Origin of the sequence: Rubritalea profundi, assembly GCF_002954445.1 — a bacterium.
GTDB classification, from domain to species: Bacteria; Verrucomicrobiota; Verrucomicrobiia; order Verrucomicrobiales; family Akkermansiaceae; genus Rubritalea; species Rubritalea profundi.
Genome location: NZ_MQWA01000001.1, coordinates 1,242,493 through 1,260,598, shown reverse-complemented (window position 1 = coordinate 1,260,598; position 18,106 = coordinate 1,242,493). Strand labels below are relative to the sequence as shown.

Below are 18,106 nucleotides of genomic sequence, written 5' to 3'. Positions count from 1 at the left end.
CTGGCTTTGAGAGCTGTGCATGTTGGAAGAATTTATTTACTCTTTTTCTTAGCTTTTTTCTTAGCGTCTTCTTTCGCTTTGCGTGCTTCTTCTTTCGCTTTGCGTGCTTCTTCTTTTGCTTCGGCTTTTTTTTGCGCTTCGATGAGTTTTATCTGCGCCAGGGCTGCAGATAGTTGATCCCGAAGGTCATCGCTGTACTCCTTAGGTGGACGAGTACGACCGAACTCACTCAGTTGGAGTTTTGCCGAATCGAGGTCGTTCTTGTCGATAGATTGAAGAAATTCGCGATAGAGAGCACCTCCATCGATGTACTTTTCAGATGCGATCTTTTGGAGACGATTAGATTCGGACTCAATGGATTTCAAAACAGTCTCTGCCGATTCTGGATGGAATCGGTTGAGTGGGAGCCACTTCCCACCTGATCCCTTGGCCTTGGTAAGCTGCGATTGGTACTGAGCTTCTTCCTCCGCTAGAATTCTTTCGATTCGAGTTTTATCTCCGCTAGAGAGACGGGAGAGTGAGAGGTCACGCTTTCTGATGAGCTCATCGGCGTTATTGACAATTTTTTGCGCTTGCGATTTGTAGATAGGAAGGAAGCGAAGACTCAAATTCAATGCTTCGTGATAGGGTATGGTATTCTGGTATGTCTTTTCTTGTGCAGCTAAAGCAATGAGCGCCGCACCGAATCTACGATTTCTGGCATGGACGAGAACTGGTTTCAGAGCCAGAGCTGACTCAATTTCATATTTATTAGCAGCGCGGTCTTCAGTGTTGAGCCACTTTCCATTGATCTTGAGTTCCCCAGCCTTCACCCTTGCTTGCTCGTCTAATAACGTAGTTCAATTTTTTTGACATCAGCCAAGTGCTCTGATGTTGGGTATTCCTCTAGAAATGGAGTGAGATTTTTACTGATGAGGTTTTGATAGTCTTTTTCAGTTAGAAGGTCGCTAATGGGGAGCAACGTTAGAATTTTTTTGAAAGCGTCATGTGACTTGTCTTCTTTTAAGATGGACTCGACGTCTGATTTTTTCACTGTAATTTCATCACGGACGCCTTTTTGGATTTCAATAAGTAGAATGTAGGAGTCTTCGGTCTCCATTGCGATTTTACCTTCGAAGGAGCGACCGTTCTTTAGCTTGTATGTGTCGGCCTGTGCCGAAAGTAGGCCAGCGGCGAGTGAGCATGTTAGGATGAATGGCGTTTTCATAATAGGTGTGTTTTGCAAATTATTTAGAAGGCGAAATGGATATTCTAGCACTGTTCTCTTTCAGGCAGAATTTTTTGGCAAGGGTATTTATTTCTTCAAGGGTGATGCTGGCGTAGTCGGCGTCACGGGAGCGTGCCGCCTCGATCTTGTCGGGGTAGGCCTGGCTTCTGTCCATCACTGTGCCGAGCCAGTAGGAGTTCTGACGTAACGATTTTTCAAGAAGTCCGAATTTTGGTTTAAGACAACGATCGAGTTCATCTTGTGTGGCGCCTTCCTTGGCAAGTGTGTTAGCGAGTTCGACGATGATTTTACCCACTTTTTCAGTGTTGGCTGGTTTTCCTGGGCTATACGCCATGATAGAACCTTTATTTTTAAAGGTTTGCGAGAGTGATGCTCTAGCAAACGGGCTATATGCTTCACCCAGTTTTTCTCGGAGTTCGACTCTCATGCGTTCATCGAGTATATCTGCAAGGAGTCCAGCTCGTCTCACCTTTTTGAGGTTTCTATCCGTTGCATCATCAGCCTTCCAGAGAACAATGGCGATGGCCTTTTCTATTTCACTTTGATAGGTGAAGGTTTTCTCTGTTGGTGTTTTAGCTATTGTTAGTGTCCGGTTCTCGATGGGAATGTCGTTGCTTGTGTTTCTCGTAGGTAAAGCTGCTAGCGTTTTACTTAAAGCTGCCTGGACTGTGTCAATTGATGTGTCACCAACGATTGATATTTCTAACGAATTATGTGTAAGTTGCGGGCTTATCCAGGCTTTCACTTGACTGCTTGATAGAGCCTTTGCCTGTTCTTCGCTTGGGAATACGAAGCGTGGATCGTTGTTAACGAACCAGGCAGACATTTTACCTAGAGGTCCTTGTTCTGTGTGCTTTAGTTGCGCATAAATCTTCGGTAGCATTGCTTTGAATTGGCGTTCAGCCTCTGGCCGGAAACTTGGGTCTGTGAGATAGGCGGTGAGAAGCTGGAGTTGGAGATCGAGATCCTTTGGTGTGGTGCTGCCACTGAGAGAGAAACTGTCATCACCAATATTGAATCCCACGCCGACATTGCGGCCCGCTAGGATAGTGCGTAGCTCGTCACTGCTGTGTTTCCCTAGTCCCCCTGCGCTGAAGATAGCGCCAGCTAGAGTGTCTAGTCCTATGGTGGTCATAGGCATGCCGGCCTTTCCCGTACCAAAGCTGGCAACCATGCTAATGGAGTTTTTGTCAAAGTTAGTTTGCTTGAAGTTGACCTTCACGCCGTTCGGGTAAGTCCATTGATGGATGTCTAGGTCTTTGATGTGTGTGGTAGGGCCTGCTGTTCCCGCTTTACCAAAATCGGTATAGGCAAATGCCGAAACTTTTTTGTCAATTGGAGCCTCCAACGCGATCCCTGTTTGGAATTTATAAATTTCTTTGAGCTGTTCTTTTGAGTCAGCTTCGGCAGCTTGGGTGCTTAAAATGAGGTGGAGGTCTGGTGTGTTCCAGAATGCTTTGAACGCATCATGCACTTGGGTTGGGCTGAGACTCTTCAAGTTCTCTTTAAGAATAACTAGGTCGGTCTCTGGTGTAGAGTAAACGGCATCGGTGTGGGCGTGCTCGGTGAGGTTTGAAGCAATGCTGTCGGACTTGCGAGTTGGGGCAGTTTCTACGGATTGCTCATACGCATTGATGAACTCAGCTACGACTTCCTTGTACTCAGACTGAGTGAAACCATAGAGCTGAGCTCTGCGGAATTCATTTTCGAGTACTGCTAGGGCTGCTTTCCAATCGTTGTTGAGAGCTGTGACATCAAAGCTGCCAAGCACGAGGTCGCGCATAAAGACGCTACGTGATGCTGAGCCAGATGTGATTACTGCTCCTTCTTCTTTCGCTAGACGTGAAAAACGACGATTGATGATAGCGTGAGCGATATTGAATTTAAGCGACTCTATGCGTTTCGTCTTGCTGTCAGTCTTGTAGGAATGTGGCTGAGTGTGAATCAATGAGATCTCGGTGGAGCTGAGTTCCTTGTCCGTGAAAACGGATATATTGAAGCCTTGCTGGGAGGAAATGTCTCCTAAATTAGCTTTCGGCCCAGGTTTTTTTGGGTTCTTAATCGACCCAAAGGTATCCTGGATACGTTGCTCTGCAGTAGCTACATCGAGGTCGCCTACATAGACGAAGGTCATTTTCTCTGGAGTGTAAAAGCGTGTGTAGAAATCTACGAATCGCTCGCGCGGAGCTTTAGCGATGACTTCGTCAGTGCCGATAGGGAGGCGCTTGGGAATGATCGAATTGGGGAGGAGTGCTGAGAACTGCTTCTCGAACATACGCAATCCAACAGAATCTCTAGAGGTTTTCTCAGAGGAAATGACTCCGCGTTCTTCATTAATCTCAGAATTTTCTAACAATGCTCCGTCAGCGAAATCTCCCATGACCGCGAAACCGAGATTTAGAGTTGATTTATCAATGTTAGGGAGGTCTAACATGTAGACTGTTTCGTCAAAGGAGGTGTAGGCGTTAGCGTGTGCTCCGAAAGCAATGCCGAGGCGCTGCATTTGAGGAATCAACTTAGTAGCATCTGGGAAATGTTTGGTGCCGTTGAATACCATGTGCTCGAGGAAGTGTGCTACGCCACGCTGGTTCTCCGCTTCATTGAGCGAACCGGCATCGACGTGGAGACGCATGCTCACACGCTTGGGTGGGAGTGGGTTCTTACAGATGATGTAGCGCATGCCGTTCTCTAAGGTTCCGTAGACAACTTTCTCGTCGACAGAAATGTCTGAATCGCTTTGAGCCCATGGTCGGGCCTTTCCCGTTGCGCGCTGGGTATCGGTTTTAGCTGCGACGAGTGACGTCGGTTTGTTCGCTTCTTTTTGCGCTAGTACAAAGCCACCCACACAAGCAATGCCTATGGTGGTGATGAGTGGGATCGATTTTTTCATGTTTGGTGTAGGGTATAAAAAAACACGTGCGGTAGGGTGCACGTGTTTAGAGTTGTTTGGTGGGGGTGTTTTACCAAGATTTGACGTCGTCTACGTCATCAAAAAGGGCATCTGGACCTGGGGATGCAGCCACTGCAGGTCTTGAGCGTGCGACAATAGGAGAATCATCGTTATCCTTATACGCCTCGAAACCAGCAACTGTTCCAAGGTCGATTTCGTTCTCACCAGTGTAATCAATAGCAATGATGAAGTGGTAGCCCCAGGGGTCAACTAATTCCTCGAGAGTGTCGCCGGTATATATGAGGCCGTTGACGCCCTTAGATGTTGAGTCAGCACTTAAGAATGACATATTGTTCGGGTTTATGTCAGGTGTGCTTTCCATTCCCATGAGAACCTCAAGAAGGTCAGCATTGTCAGTTGTGTAAACTTCCACTTCATCTGGGGTTGTTCCAGCGGTGTATGGGAGGTAGTCGTATTTCTGTTCAAAACCTTCAATAGCAACGACGATGTCGTTGGCAACTTTCTTACCTTCTGCGATTTTAGCTGTCTTTATAGCTCCAATGATAGCCGGGTAGGATGCTCCAGCTAGAACTGCGATGATGGTAATAACGACGAGCAGTTCCACGAGGGAGAAACCTTTGTGAGCGCGAGGATGGATAAGCTTTTTCATAGGTTGTTTAAAATGAAGTGGAGTATGGATGGCAGGAAAAATGGATGACCGCAACTCCCCATTCGGAATTTAAGATCATCGTATCTACAATGTGTACTCTGTGAGTGTAGGTGTTTGGTCGCCTGGCGGCAAGTGAAAGTTATCTTGCGGGATGTGGTTAGATGGCACACTGTGGGGCTATGAACAACCTTCGCGACGATCTACTCAAGCTAATGGGTGGGAAAAATTATAAACCAATGGACAATGCCGAGCTTGCGCGCAGTCTAGGAGTTCAAGGTTCTGAGCGTCGTGGGTTTCGAGTTTTGCTGACTAAGCTTGAAAAAGAGGGTCGAGTGAAAATCGGAGCTAAAAGGTGCTATAAGTTGCGGGAGCGGGCTCAAATTGTACTGGTAGGGAAATTGCGCTTTCAGCCGAATGGTAATGGATGGTTTTTCCCCGTGTTGACTGATGAGGCTAATATATCGACGGGGATGGATCTGAAAAAGTACGATCGTATCTTCGTGGATGGTCGGGATCTCAGTGTCGCTCTGGACGGCGATCACGTGAGCCTAAAGGTGACTCGTGTGGGAGTGCCGAAATGGAAGCAATTTGCGGATAAAGGACACAAATCAAAATTTGATAAGAGAGGTCGCCCGATCAAAGAGAAGAAGGGACCTGAGAAAGAATTGAGAGACGAAGCTGCTGGGAGAGTGCTAAAAGTCCTAGAGCACAAAAACACCACAGTGATTGGCATTTACCGAGAAGAGGGCAAGTATTGCTTTGTCGTGCCTGAAGCCAAGGCTATGCCGCCGGAGGTTGATTTACTGGACACTGGTGGAGCGAAGCCTGGCCAATTGGTGGCGGTGGAGATTACCAAGTGGAGCTCACGGCAAGCGGCTCCAGTGGGTAAAGTCATCAAGGTGATCGGCTTTCCAGACGCGCCAGGAGTGGACATAATTTCGGTGATTCACAAACACAACTTGCGCGTAGATTTCGAGCCAGAAGTGCAGCAGGAAGCTGATGCGGTTTCTGAGGAGATCCCAAGAAAAGAGTTAGAGCGCCGGGAAGATTGGCGTGATGCTTTGGTGATGACTGTGGACCCTGGTGATGCGAAAGATCATGATGATGCCGTGCTGGTGGAGAAAACGGAGACAGGCTGGAAGCTCGTTGTGCACATTGCTGATGTGTCTCATTACGTGACGCCTCACTCAGCTCTGGATAAAGAGGCTGAATTACGTGGTAATTCTACCTACCTAGTCGACCGAGTCTTGCCGATGTTGCCGGAAAAACTTTCTAATAACATATGTAGCCTGCGCCCAAATGTGGACCGACTGACTAAGTGTGCAGTAATCGAATTTGACCTAAATGGAACGCGCAAGAGTGCGTATTTCTGTGATGCAGTCATCAATAGTAAAGCTAAGCTCGCCTATGAAGATGCACAGGTCTTTATCAAAGGAAGCGGTGGTGGTGAGATCGGTGATGCCATACGCACAGCGTGGTCCTTGGCTGAAGTATTGCGTAAGCGTCGATTCAAGAATGGAGCGCTCGACCTCGACTTCCCAGAAGTCAAAGTAATTTTAGACGAAAAGACGAAGAAGCCTATTGAGGTCAGAAAATTGGTGTATAATGAAAGTCACCAGATGATTGAAGAGTTCATGCTGTCAGCGAACGAGGCTGTGGCCGTGGAGTTGAAGATGAAACGCCGTAATGCTTTGCACCGTATTCACGAAGATCCAGATGCCGACAGGCTCAATGAGTTTGCCGAAATTGCACGGATTCACGGGTTTAGAGTAGGTGATCTAACCAACAAAAAACACGTTCAAGATTTGCTTAGATCAGCAAAAGGCTCGGCAGTTGAGCAGTCGATCAAGATCGGCCTGCTGAAGAGCCTCAAACGCGCAGCGTACAGCGTGGAGGGGCTGGGTCACTATGGTCTGGCAAAAATGGATTATTGTCACTTTACCAGCCCGATCCGACGTTATGCCGATCTAGTGGTGCATAGAGCTCTACAACATGTCCTGACGAATCCACCAGCAAATCCAGTAAGGTTGCCAAAATCTGGAAAGCTGGAAGAGGTGGCTCAACACATTTCAGCTACTGAGCGCAACAGTGGCGAGGCTGAGAACGCCACCAAGCGTATGAAGATGATGGAGTACCTGTTTGATATCGCTCAGCAGGAAGGAAAGCGGACATTTAACGCACTGATTACAGATGTGCGCCGTATGGGGCTATTTGTTGAAATTACAGACATGCAGGTCAAAGGCGTGGTGAAAAAAGAAGCCTTGCCTGAAGGGAAATGGGTCTTCGAACCTGGCGTGATGGCGTTCCGCAATTACAATGAGAAAAAGGACTACAAGCTAGGACAGCGAGTCGATGTGCAGATTGCTCGAGTAGATATGGAACGGCAACTGGTCGATTTTGTTCTAATAGAAGAGCAAGCTTAATGTTCTATTGGTGATGATACGACGGATTATTTTATTGATCTCGCTAACCTTCCTGTGTGCGTGTTCTTCAAAGAAGACGACTCCAGAGTTGGCCGATGAGTTTACTGTTGAACTGCAACTACTACCCTCGGTGATTACAGAAGTGAAGGATAAAGAGAGCGCTGATGTTGCCGTTGGGAAGATTCACCAAATGCGAGACGCTATCGCGTTGATCGTCCAGCAGGTGGAATCCGAAGAATTCCTTACGCTAGAGGAGCGAATCATCATCGAGAGAAAAGTGCGAGCGACTCAGGATGAAACTGCATTTTTGCTGCAAAAGTTGAGCAATCAGCCAGAGGTGCTGATTGCGCTTTCTGAGCCGCTCGCTGAACTCGGAAATGTGATCGAAGCCGCTTCTAAGGTGATGAAGGGGAAGTAAGCTATGGATTTGCTGATTTATGGTAAACTCTGCTGAATGAGTATGACTGATCAACCTATAAAAGGGGTAAAATAAATGGTGATCTGACAGAATTACGACTTGGCGAGAGATGTTTCCTAGGGGATGCTGCCAGCAGCAATGAGTAATCCTTTCAGAGAAGATTTGGTTTCACGCTCCCGTGCGGAGTCGTGTACGGTAGTGATATTTGGAGCTACTGGAGACTTGACCCACCGCAAGCTGGTTCCAGCGCTTTATAACTTAGCTGTGGATGGTGAATTACCTCACGGCGTGAAAATTATTGGCTTCGCTCGACGAGAAAAGAGCGATACTGTTTTCCGTGAAGGTTTGGAGGAGTTGAATAAACAAGTCTCAAGGAGTGGCCACGATCCAGAATTATGGAGTGAGTACCAAGAGAGTATCCAATACCACCAAAGTGAGTTCACTGACCTCGATGGCTATCAAAGACTGGCGGATCGGTTGGATGCCATCGACCGCGAGCGCGGTGGCGCAGGCAATCGCTTGTTTTATGTCGCGAGCGCGCCAGAATTTTTTGATATTATCCTAGAGAATCTCAAGCTGTAGGCCTGAGTGACTCTGTGGGTGATTGTTGGTCGCGCGTGATTGTTGAGAAGCCATTTGGAACCGATCTCGCAACGGCAAAGCACCTCAATAAGGTGGTAAATAACACATTTGCTGAGGAGGATACTTACCGGATCGATCATTACCTAGGTAAAGAGACCGCGCAAAACATCATGGTCCTGCGCTTCGCAAATGCCATTTTTGAACCACTCTGGAACAATAAATATATCGAGCAAGTGCAGATCACTTGTGCTGAGCACCTTGGCATGGAAGGTGGACGCGGAGGTTATTACGATAAAGCAGGTGCGCTGCGCGATATGGTGCAGAACCATTTACTCCAACTACTCAGTTTGGTGGCAATGGAGCCGCCAACCGATCTTTCCGCCGACGGTGTGCGCGATGAAAAGGTGAAAGTCCTTAGGTCTTTACGCCAATTAGATACTCCTGAGTTGATCAAAGAAAATGTCGTGCGTGCGCAGTACACAGCAGGTCACGTCGATGCTAAGCAAGTAGTCGGCTACCGCGAGGAAGATCGTGTGGATCCTGAGTCAATGACGGAAGCGTATGTGGCTCTGAGGGTGCATATTGATACTTGGAGATGGAGTGGTGTGCCATTTTATGTCCGTATGGGTAAGCGGCTTCCTAAAAAGGCGACTGAAATTTCCGTGCACTTTAAAGCACCACCAAACGTTCTCTTCAATGCCATTCCCGGAGCGGCGGCTGGCGGCAATGTTTTGGTTATTCGCATTCAGCCAGACGAGGGAATTTCTCTTCGAATGGTGTCGAAACTGCCAGGTACAACCCTTCGTATGGAGCCCGTCAAAATGGATTTCCACTATGCGACAAGCTTTGGCAAAGGTAGCCCAGAGGCCTACGAACGTCTCTTGCTCGACGCAATGGCTGGAGATGCCACTCTCTTTGCTCGACGCGATGAGGTGGAGGAAGCTTGGCGCTTCATTGATCACATTGAGAAAGCGTGGCATGAGAGCGAGAAAGCTCCTGAGATGGCTGATTTTGTGGCTGGTAGTTGGGGGCCAAAGGCTGCTGACGACTTGCTAGAACAAGATGGTAATTCCTGGAGAAGACTTTAACCTAAGTATCAGATGACAGTTCCTAACGATTGCAATCAACTCGGGCGCGAAGTAGAAATTGGCCAAATTGAGGTCGAACTTAAGCGCTTGTGGGAGGCTGATGAGGCTAGTACAAATGCATCTTTGATCAATTTTGCGGTCTACTCTGAGGATGCTTCAGCGCTTTCTCAGAATTCCGACACTGTGCGTGAGATTACAAGTGAGCATGCTTGCCGAGCTATTCTTATCGGGGTGGACTGTGAAGAATCCGAAGTTTCAATGAGAGCTTGGATCACGGCACACTGTAATCTGATGAATGGAAACAAAAGTGTTTGTAGTGAGCAAATTGCTTTTCATCTGGGAGGTCGAGCCAGCGGACGGCTTTCTAACACAGTCTTTGCGCACCTCAATAGTGACTTACCTCTGGTTTTCTGGTGGCAAGGTGAATTGTCAGAACGCTTCAATGACCGTCTCTATTCTTTAATCCAGCGGCTCGTCATCGATAGTTCGGAGTGGCAAGACCCTGTTGCCCAATTTGAAAAAATTGTTCCAGCCATGCAGGAGTATAACTTGGTCGTGCAGGATCTTTCTTGGACGCGTACTTACCATGCCCGACTTGCGATTGCCGCGCTTTTCGATGATCCGATCGCTCTAACGGCAATTCCAGCTATTCAAAAAGTCAGGGTGGTGACCTCACCTGAAGGGAGAATCGCAGGACTTCAGTTGCTTGCTTGGTTTGCTGCTCAGTGTGACTGGCGCAAGGCGTCTGAATTGATTGCCTCTGAGTCAGTAGCCGATAGCTTTCATTTTGAGCACAGTCATGGTGGATCAGTAGAGGCCTCAGTGGTAACTGATAGCGATAGTGCTGCGATTGGCTTGATCAAAATTGATGCTGGCGATGTGCAATTCACTATTTCTAGAAGCAAAGGGAATCAGGTTTTACACCTAAATATGGAAGCTCAAGGCCACGTGTCAGAGCAGTCCGCACCTGCAGATAGTGAAGATGTTGTCGGGCTGGTGCGCGATCAGCTGTCCCGCGGCGGTAAAAACTCATTGTTCCGCAAAATTTTCCCAGTCTTTATCGACTTGATAAACGGCACTACCTAAACGATCTTAATCGAGCGAACGTCCCTCAAATTTGGTAAAACTACTTTGGTAATGTAAAAAAGTTATTTTGCAGGTTTGACAGATGGGGGCATCGCCAGTCTAAACTAGATGAAACAGTACCGATGATGGTTCGCCCATCACTTGGTTTTAAACACATCACCTAACGAAACCCATCAGAGGATGAGCGAAGAAAATAAAAATAATCACACAGGGCCGCTTGATACTGAGCCTCTGCTAAGGCAGCAAATGCGCAAGACTTCATCCGTGCCGCTCCGCAAGGAAACTGTACGAGTGGCTCTTAAGTCAACTCCGGCTGGAGCTAAACCAGCAGCACCAGCGGCGAAGGCTTCAGTGCCGACGTCAATGACTCCAGGGACGGCGCCGAATGCGACAAAGTCCCCAAGCTCGCACAATCCTGATATCCCAGGCGTAACCTCAGCAGTGCCTCTCAAACAGGAAACAATGCGTGTGACGCTCAAGGCTGATGTAGGTCCGAAGACTCCAACGCCTCCAGCTAAAACACCACCATCAGCGCCTAAAATGCCAGCCCCAGCACCGACGATTCCACTCGGTGGAGGTGCTCCCAGAATGCCAGCTCCAGCGCCAACGATTCCACTCGGTGGAGGAGCTATGGGTGCTCTAAAAATTGCAGCTCCGGCTCCTACCGTGTCATTGAATGTTGGTCCTTCTCTAGGTGGCCCAGCAACGATTCCTTTGGCAACTCAGCCATTAGGCAATGCGAGCCGGCCACTTCCTAAAGCAACTGTACAGCTCCAGCAGACTCAGCAACTCACACAGCCAGGTGTGGTAACACCAGGTGAGCAACCCCCAATCATTCAGACAGTAGTCGATGGGGAGTCTTCCGCTGATCGCGCAAGCAATGGTCAGACAATTTTAGTTGTGGCGGCATTCTTGCTTTCACTATTCCTTCTTTTTTCTCAATTCCAGCGTGCTGGTATTTGGGTGAACGAGCATGAAAACGAATCTTACGGTGCGATTTTCTCCTCAATGGATTAATTATTCACTACTAACTGAAAGCAAAGTATATGGCCCTACCCGTTTCACTTATCATTCTAGCAATTATCTCAATTGCTGTTTCGTTCATGTAATTGTTAGCCCTCAGGTGTGAATGACTTGAGGACATTATTAGCAATTCGACATCTTATTATTAGCCGCCAGATCGCAGAAAATGCGCTGGCGGCTATTGACGTTTATGGGGGGTGAGGCATAATCCAAACATGGCATTAGTATTAACTGAAGAAAATTTCGAAGCCGAAGTAATTAACTCCGGCAAAGCTGTACTCGTAGACTTTTGGGCTGAGTGGTGTGGTCCTTGTAAGATGATCTCACCTATAATCGATGCGCTAGCAGAAGAGCTTGGTGACGACGTCGTTGTTGGCAAGGTAGAGGTGGACAATGCACAGGCCCTCGCAGCTAAGTATGGTGTACGTTCCATCCCATTCCTGCTCTTTTTCAAAGATGGTGAAGTGAAGGATCAAATCGTTGGAGCAAACGTTACCAAAGAGTCACTTAAAGAGAAGCTTCTCGCCCTCTAGGTCACGACTCAGCATTTTGAATATCATCCATAGCCTGGCAGATTTCTGTCAGGCTATTTTTTTACAGATTTGGTTTGCGCGAACGAGAATTTTAGTTACCTTGCGCCCAGCAAAGGCCGGGATGGCGGAATTGGTAGACGCGCCTGATTTAGGTTCAGGTGCCTTAGGGCGTGCAGGTTCGATTCCTGTTCCCGGTATTTTTGCTAAAATAGCCGCTCACCTTACGGGATAAGGGAAAGCGGCTTTTTTGTGGCCAAATTAAGTTGTGTTTTTTTGCGAGATGGGAGATTTTGTTTCTTCGATCTGCTGAAACTTTTTAGGGCTGATCCCTTCGTGAGATTTAAATGCTTTTGAGAAGTGGCTTTGATCATTGAATCCGCATAGATGAGCCGTATCTGCAACTTTGACACCTTTGCGTAAGTGGGCCTTGGCTGTAGCTATTCTGCAGCGCATGCGGAACTTTTGAGGACTTTCTCTCATGAGTTCTTTGAATCGACGATCCATGGTGCGTCTGGAAAATCCCAAATCTGCAGACATATTGTCGAGAGATACATCTGTGCATGCATGTTTAGCAATAGCCTGGACGATAGGAGGGAGGATGTCTGTTCGCTTCTCGAGTTGGTCTGGGGCTTTGAGCTTAATGCCTATATTGATGAATCCTACGGCTTTGCCGTTTTTGACCCATGGGGCTTTGATTGTCCTCCATCTTTCAGGGATTCCCTCACTATTAAGCTGGAATTCCTCGTAGTCTTGAGTGAGTTGACTAGTCATGACGTTTTTCTCCTCCTCAATATAGCGTTTGGCTCGCCATTTGGGGAAAAGGTCCCATGCGGTTTTTCCTAAAATTTTAGAGGCGTCATTGTAGCCGAAATTATCCATCCAAGTGTTATTGATATAGATGTATTTATGCTCTAAGTCTTTGACTACAAATCGAATATCATCATGTGTGTCGAGTAGGAAGTTGAGTGGTCCTAGGTCTGGCGGTATGAGTGAACTAGTTTCAGGATTCTTTTTCATCTGTCACAAAATTACATATTTATGGGAACATTTCAGCTGAGTTTGGCAAGGAATTCCTATTTTTTTGTAGATGTGGCAGTGTATAGTTTGTTCATGAAACTACCTTATATAGCTCTGGCTGTTGTTCAGTTCTGCGTAGGCCTACAAGCATCCGATCTGGCCGTGATTAAAGTCATCCAGGAGTCAGATGCGTTTTCACCAACTCAGGATCTTGCTAGTATTGATAAAGTGACACGTGCTGTGGCAGACTGGCAAATAGCGAATCCTTATAAACAGCCAGATTGGGATTGGACCGAGGCTGCTTTATGGACAGGGCTAACTGCTCACGCGGATATCACTGGAGATAAAAAATATGAGGATTACCTCAAAAATATCTCAGCTGGTATAGAGTTCAAGTTGGGGCCGCGTAAGGGGTTTGGAGATGACCATTGTGTTGGTCAGTTGCATCTTTGGAACTACCTTCGTGATGAAAAGTCTCAGCAACTTACCGCTACTTATGATGTGATGTCTGACTATGTAAATCGTCCTCATGATGAGGATTTACTTTGGGTGAATCAAATTTCCATGCGTGAATGGGCGTGGTGTGACGCACTTTATATGTCCCCACCGACTCTGGCAGCCCTCTACTCTGCAACTGGTGAAGATCGCTTCCTCGATGCGATGGATGGATTGTGGTGGAAAACCACCGACTACCTCTACAACACAGAGGAAGACCTGTTCTTCCGCGATTCTAGATACTTCAAATCCAAGGAGGACAATGGGGCAAACATGTATTGGTCACGCGGCAATGGTTGGGTTTTTGCAGGACTTTGTCATGTGATGCAGCACATGCCGGATGATTACCCTAGTCGTCCTAAGTATGTCGCTTTGTTCAAAGAAATGGCTGCCAAGCTAAAGAGTCTGCAGCTAGCTGATGGATCATGGCGTGCTTCATTGCTCGACCCAGATAGCTACACGGCTCCAGAGTCATCAGGCACAGCATTTTTCGCTTACGGCTTCATGTGGGGGGTCAATAATGGCATTCTGTCCGAGGAAGAGTACCAGCCGTCAGTAATGAGGGCTTGGAGACGTTTGGTTAAGAATGTCCACGGCGATGGCAAACTGGGCTACGTCCAGCCGATCGGTGAGAACCCAAAGAAGGTAAATTTCGATATGACTGCAGTCTACGGAGTAGGTGGATTCCTGCAACTAGGCTGTGAGTTACGCACTTATCTGATTCTGCAAGGATCTCAGCAGGCTTCGATCTCAGCTACGAACGCTAGCAGTCGAGTGCGTCTCAATGAGGTTGTTACCGTTTCATGGGATGTAGTTAGCAATAAACTACCGATGGCAAACGTGACTAATATTGGTGTTCGTGATACTGTTCGAGGGCATTTCCTTCCCGTTCAGGTGGTTGATGAAGACCGCGACGGTAAGCCAGATGCATTGCTCTTTAGCTCTGACTTCACTCCTAATGAAAAACGTAAGTTTCAGCTGTTAGCCTTTGGTGAGAATAGGCCAAGCTATGGAGAGAATCAACTCACAGCGAGGTTTGTCCCTGAGCGTAAGGATGATTTTGCGTGGGAGAACGACCGAGTTGCCTTTCGTGTTTATGGTCCAGCACTCGCTGCGGAAAATGCCCGTGGCGGAGTAGATGTTTGGACTAAGTCGGTACGGACTCCTGTGGTAAATACTTGGTATAAAAATGATGACTACCATTCAGATAATGGTACTGGACTTGATGGTTACAAGGTAGGAAGCGGCCTAGGTTGCGGTGGTCTTGGTTATCTTGACGCTAGCGGGAAGTTGTTCACGAGCCCAGTGTTCGAGTCATATAAGGTTCTTGAGAGTGGCCCAGTCCGATTGAAGTTTGAGCTGAAGTATGGTGCGGTCGAAATTGGGGAGGCTAAAATTACAGAGAAACGCACCATCACTATGAATGCAGGATCTCATGCATTTCACGTGTCATCTAGATTCTCGGTGGAAGGTGATTCCAAGGGGATTCGGCCAGTAGCTGGATTGGCTGTGCGAAAACCGAAGTCCAAACCTGCAGCATTCAGTGGCTCATTCCTCGGGTATTGGGATCCTGTAATGTCCGATGGTGGGAATGGCCACATTGGCACTTTCATCTTGAGCCAAAAGGGAGCCCCGCTGAATTATAAGACTAATAAAAATCATATTCTTAAAGTACTTTCAACTAACCTGAATAAGCCTGTGGGCTATCATGCTGGAGCTATTTGGAGCAAGGCTGAGTCGGTCGAGAAAAAATCCTTTGATAATTCACTCTATGAGCTAAGTCATATCGTGACTAATCCAATCGCCGTGAAATGATGCTTAAATTTAAATCAAAGATTGTCCCAGTGATGTAATTACTGATGAAGCGAGCGCTCTTCCTTTGGTGCGTTGCTTAGTGGAGAATGGCATGCCGGTGGCTGAGGTCACTTTGCGTACGCCCGCAGCGCTCAGTTCCATTCGCAGAATGTGCGAGGTACCCGGCTTACAGGTGGGTGCAGGAACTGTGCTCACTGTCGATCAGGCAACAGCAGCGGTGGATGCAGGAGCCTGCTTCCTAGTGAGCCCAGGCTTACATGAGGATGTGATCCGCTACGCTCAGTCAGTGAATGTGCCAATTATACCAGGCATCGCGACACCTTCGGAAATGGCGCGAGCTATTTCACTGGGTTTAGATCTGGTGAAGTTTTTCCCAGCTGAAGCGCTGGGTGGCGTGAGGTTGCTCAAAGCAATCGGCAGTGTGTACCCTGATGTGGCTGTGATGCCTACTGGTGGTATCAGTCCTAGCAATATTTCGGGCTATCTGGATTTGCCAAATGTGGTGGCTTGCGGTGGTTCCTGGATGATACCGGCCTCAGAGCTAGCTGCTGGTGATTTTGAGGAGATTGGCGAGCTAGTGAGAGCGGCTTCAGAGCTCACAAAATAAAACCCACTTCTTATGTTTTTAAGTTTAGGAGAGATAATGCTGAGGTTTTTCCCAGCGGATAAACCGCTAAGGTTAGCTTCCGAGTTCACCTCCAGCGAAGGTGGCTGAGAATAATCCACCGACCTTCGTTGCTCAGCAACATTATGAGGTGTGTAAAATTTCACCTTTGACCATCATTCGCGCATTCCCGATGTACTTTCGATTTCATCATCCCTGTGGCAGCGCCTAAGCGAGCAAGAGCAAAAATGGGTGCTCACAGCCGCCCGTGAATCAAGTGCCTTTCAGAGACGTTTGTGGCAGCAGCGATCTGATGAAGCCGTGGAGGTGATGGTGAAAGAGGGGGTTACTATCCACCGTTGGGATGCTCAACTTTTCCGAGACGTGGCAGTTGGTTCGGCTAAAGGTGATGCAAGCCAAGAGGTGGAAGCAATTAAGCGATCCATCGCAAACCATAAGTAATTCGATGCTTAGTAAGATCACAAAAATATTGAGGATTGTTTGCGCCCTTTGTCTAGGAGTGTTGTTGCTTGTCGTGATCATTGTGATTATAGATACCAAGTTAAAGCTAGGCGCAGTCTGGGCATCCGGGCTATCTACGTTTTTGTTGGGATGGATTGTTATGTTTTGCGGGGCGCTTGCTTATGCTGAGAAAAGCCACCTTGGACTCGATATACTTTCCGAGAGATTTGCCCCTGAGACGCGTCTAGCATCTACCCGTGTAGGGCATGTTATCGTGCTGCTCTTCTCCTTAGGCGTGATGCTTTATGGTGGTGGGGCGCTGGTACAGGGTAGGGCCGATATGGGGCAGACCATCCCTGCCTTAAACATTTCAAAAGCTTGGTTCTACCTGAGTTTGCCATTAGCTGGTGGGATGATTTCGCTCACGGCCGTGGCTCACCTGCTGGCGCTAAGTCCAGCTCAACAGGGGAAGAAGAGTCCTAAGTCATGTTTCTAGCTATTCTCATTGTTACTTTCGTTTGCCTTCTCTTACTAGAAGTTCCCATCGCCTTTTCCGTAGGCATCGCTACCCTGTTAGCTGCTATCTCTCTGGGTGAGATCAACGTGTTCGAAAATGTTGCTAGTGATATGCTCAATGGCGTGAGTTCATTTTCACTGCTAGCGATACCCTTCTTTATACTCGTTGGCGACCTCATGGGGTCAGGTGGTTTAGCGAAGCGTCTGATTCATTTTGCGTCTGCAATCGTAGGACGCCTCCCTGGCGGGTTGTCGCTGATCAATACACTGACCTGCATGTTGTTCGGATCCATTTCCGGTTCAGCTGCTGCCGCCGTTTCATCGATAGGAAACACTCTCATCCCTGAGATGAATGCTAAGGGGTACGATAAAGACTTCAACGTGGCAGTCACCATCGCAGGATCTATCACAGGCTTACTTATCCCACCGAGCAATGTGATGATTGTCTATGCTGTGGTGGCATCAGGAGTCTCAGTTTCATCTCTGTTTTTGGCGGGAATCATACCTGGGCTTTTACTCGGTGTCGTCTTGATGGGTGTTTGTCTTCTGGTCTGTAAGAGGCGTGGATATGGTCAGACCGTAGAGGGTGAGTTGCCTAAGTTTAGATCTTCTTTTTTCGTTGCTCTACCTTCTTTATTGCTGATTATCTTTGTGCTCGGCGGTATTTTTTCTGGTTGGTTCACGCCGACTGAGGCTTCGGCGGTTGCTGTGGTTTGGTCATTGTTGCTCACATGTGTGATCTATCGTGATTTACCATTGAAGGAGTTGCCGGCTTTGGTTGCTCGATCTGCCCGGACGACTGGAGTGGTTTTATTTCTTGTTGCAACGAGCTCGGCGATGAGTCGCTTGCTAACCTCTGAGCAAGTTCCTCAAATGGTGAGTGCAGCTCTGTTAGGGCTAACCTAAAATCCGATATTGATATTATTGATCATCAATGTGGTGCTCCTGTTAGTGGGAACTTTCATGGATATCACTCCAGCGATTTTGATCTTCACCCCTATTTTCTTACCAGTGGCGATAGGTCTGGGACTAGACCCTATCCACTTTGGTATTCTACTTATTGCCAACCTGAGCATTGGCCTATGCACGCCGCCTGTCGGCACTTGTTTGTTTGTCGGCTGTAGTGTTGGCAAGGCTAGGATAGCAGGGGTGTCTCGTCAGATGCTGCCGTTTTATGGAGCGATGATCATTGTGCTCATGGCGATCACTTACATCCCAGTGCTGTCAACTTGGTTGCCAAATTTACTCAAATAGCA

13 protein-coding genes, 1 tRNA gene and 3 pseudogenes are annotated in these 18,106 nt (G+C 47.7%); 12 read left to right on the top strand and 5 right to left on the bottom strand.

Annotated elements, in window-relative coordinates; all coding sequences use genetic code 11:
* Nucleotides 1-32 precede the first annotated feature (32 nt).
* From BSZ32_RS05470 to BSZ32_RS05455, 4 genes are all read right to left on the bottom strand, one after another.
* Complete coding sequence (locus tag BSZ32_RS05470; RefSeq protein WP_105042498.1) at nucleotides 33-812, bottom strand: hypothetical protein; 780 nt, start codon at nucleotides 810-812, stop codon at nucleotides 33-35.
* A 14-nt stretch (nucleotides 813-826) separates the two neighbouring features.
* Nucleotides 827-1,207: a hypothetical protein gene (locus tag BSZ32_RS05465; protein ID WP_105042497.1), complete on the bottom strand. Its 381-nt coding sequence runs from the start codon at nucleotides 1,205-1,207 to the stop codon at nucleotides 827-829.
* A gap of 19 nt (nucleotides 1,208-1,226) precedes the next feature.
* Nucleotides 1,227-4,118, bottom strand: a complete 2,892-nt coding sequence (locus BSZ32_RS05460; RefSeq protein ID WP_105042496.1) for a M16 family metallopeptidase — start codon at nucleotides 4,116-4,118, stop codon at nucleotides 1,227-1,229.
* 70 nt (nucleotides 4,119-4,188) lie between these two features.
* Nucleotides 4,189-4,788, bottom strand: a complete 600-nt coding sequence (locus tag BSZ32_RS05455; protein ID WP_105042495.1) for a prepilin-type N-terminal cleavage/methylation domain-containing protein — start codon at nucleotides 4,786-4,788, stop codon at nucleotides 4,189-4,191.
* A gap of 179 nt (nucleotides 4,789-4,967) precedes the next feature.
* Between BSZ32_RS05455 and rnr the strand changes: the two genes are divergently transcribed.
* The 7 genes and pseudogenes from rnr (at nucleotide 4,968) to BSZ32_RS05420 (ending at nucleotide 12,138) form a co-directional block, all read left to right on the top strand.
* The gene (gene rnr / locus BSZ32_RS05450) at nucleotides 4,968-7,211 is read left to right on the top strand and encodes a ribonuclease R (RefSeq protein WP_165788663.1); all 2,244 of its coding nucleotides are present in this window, start codon (nucleotides 4,968-4,970) and stop codon (nucleotides 7,209-7,211) included.
* Nucleotides 7,212-7,224: 13 nt separating this feature from the next.
* Complete coding sequence (locus tag BSZ32_RS05445) at nucleotides 7,225-7,629, top strand: hypothetical protein (protein ID WP_129589607.1); 405 nt, start codon at nucleotides 7,225-7,227, stop codon at nucleotides 7,627-7,629.
* A 138-nt stretch (nucleotides 7,630-7,767) separates the two neighbouring features.
* Nucleotides 7,768-9,299 (top strand): annotated as a pseudogene (gene zwf / locus BSZ32_RS05440) (glucose-6-phosphate dehydrogenase).
* A 12-nt stretch (nucleotides 9,300-9,311) separates the two neighbouring features.
* A complete protein-coding gene (locus BSZ32_RS05435) occupies nucleotides 9,312-10,385 on the top strand; it encodes a glucose-6-phosphate dehydrogenase assembly protein OpcA (protein WP_105042492.1) in 1,074 nt (357 codons plus the stop codon).
* A gap of 180 nt (nucleotides 10,386-10,565) precedes the next feature.
* On the top strand, nucleotides 10,566-11,402 hold the full coding sequence (locus BSZ32_RS05430; protein ID WP_105042491.1) for a hypothetical protein: 837 nt from the start codon (nucleotides 10,566-10,568) through the stop codon (nucleotides 11,400-11,402).
* Between the two features lie 221 nt (nucleotides 11,403-11,623).
* Nucleotides 11,624-11,941, top strand: coding sequence for a thioredoxin (gene trxA / locus BSZ32_RS05425; protein ID WP_105042490.1), 318 nt, complete (start codon nucleotides 11,624-11,626; stop codon nucleotides 11,939-11,941).
* Nucleotides 11,942-12,056: 115 nt separating this feature from the next.
* Nucleotides 12,057-12,138 (top strand) — tRNA-Leu (locus BSZ32_RS05420).
* Nucleotides 12,139-12,199: 61 nt separating this feature from the next.
* Here BSZ32_RS05420 and BSZ32_RS05415 read toward each other — a convergent pair.
* Nucleotides 12,200-12,958, bottom strand: a complete 759-nt coding sequence (locus BSZ32_RS05415; RefSeq protein ID WP_105042489.1) for a helix-turn-helix domain-containing protein — start codon at nucleotides 12,956-12,958, stop codon at nucleotides 12,200-12,202.
* A gap of 93 nt (nucleotides 12,959-13,051) precedes the next feature.
* On the opposite strand from BSZ32_RS05415, the gene BSZ32_RS05410 reads away from it, so the two are divergent.
* The 5 genes and pseudogenes from BSZ32_RS05410 to BSZ32_RS05390 all read left to right on the top strand — a co-directional run bounded on the left by BSZ32_RS05410 (nucleotide 13,052) and on the right by BSZ32_RS05390 (nucleotide 18,104).
* Entirely contained in the window at nucleotides 13,052-15,268 is a 2,217-nt protein-coding gene (locus tag BSZ32_RS05410) for a glycoside hydrolase family 88 protein (protein ID WP_165788662.1), read from the top strand.
* A 13-nt stretch (nucleotides 15,269-15,281) separates the two neighbouring features.
* Complete coding sequence (gene eda / locus BSZ32_RS05405; RefSeq protein WP_105042487.1) at nucleotides 15,282-15,875, top strand: bifunctional 4-hydroxy-2-oxoglutarate aldolase/2-dehydro-3-deoxy-phosphogluconate aldolase; 594 nt, start codon at nucleotides 15,282-15,284, stop codon at nucleotides 15,873-15,875.
* A 171-nt stretch (nucleotides 15,876-16,046) separates the two neighbouring features.
* A pseudogene (locus BSZ32_RS05400) lies at nucleotides 16,047-16,334 on the top strand (TRAP transporter substrate-binding protein); the annotation flags it as partial.
* A gap of 4 nt (nucleotides 16,335-16,338) precedes the next feature.
* Complete coding sequence (locus BSZ32_RS05395) at nucleotides 16,339-16,830, top strand: TRAP transporter small permease (RefSeq protein ID WP_165788661.1); 492 nt, start codon at nucleotides 16,339-16,341, stop codon at nucleotides 16,828-16,830.
* Nucleotides 16,821-18,104: pseudogene (locus BSZ32_RS05390) on the top strand (TRAP transporter large permease). Before BSZ32_RS05395 ends, BSZ32_RS05390 begins: the two are co-directional and overlap by 10 nt.
* Nucleotides 18,105-18,106: the final 2 nt, after the last annotated feature.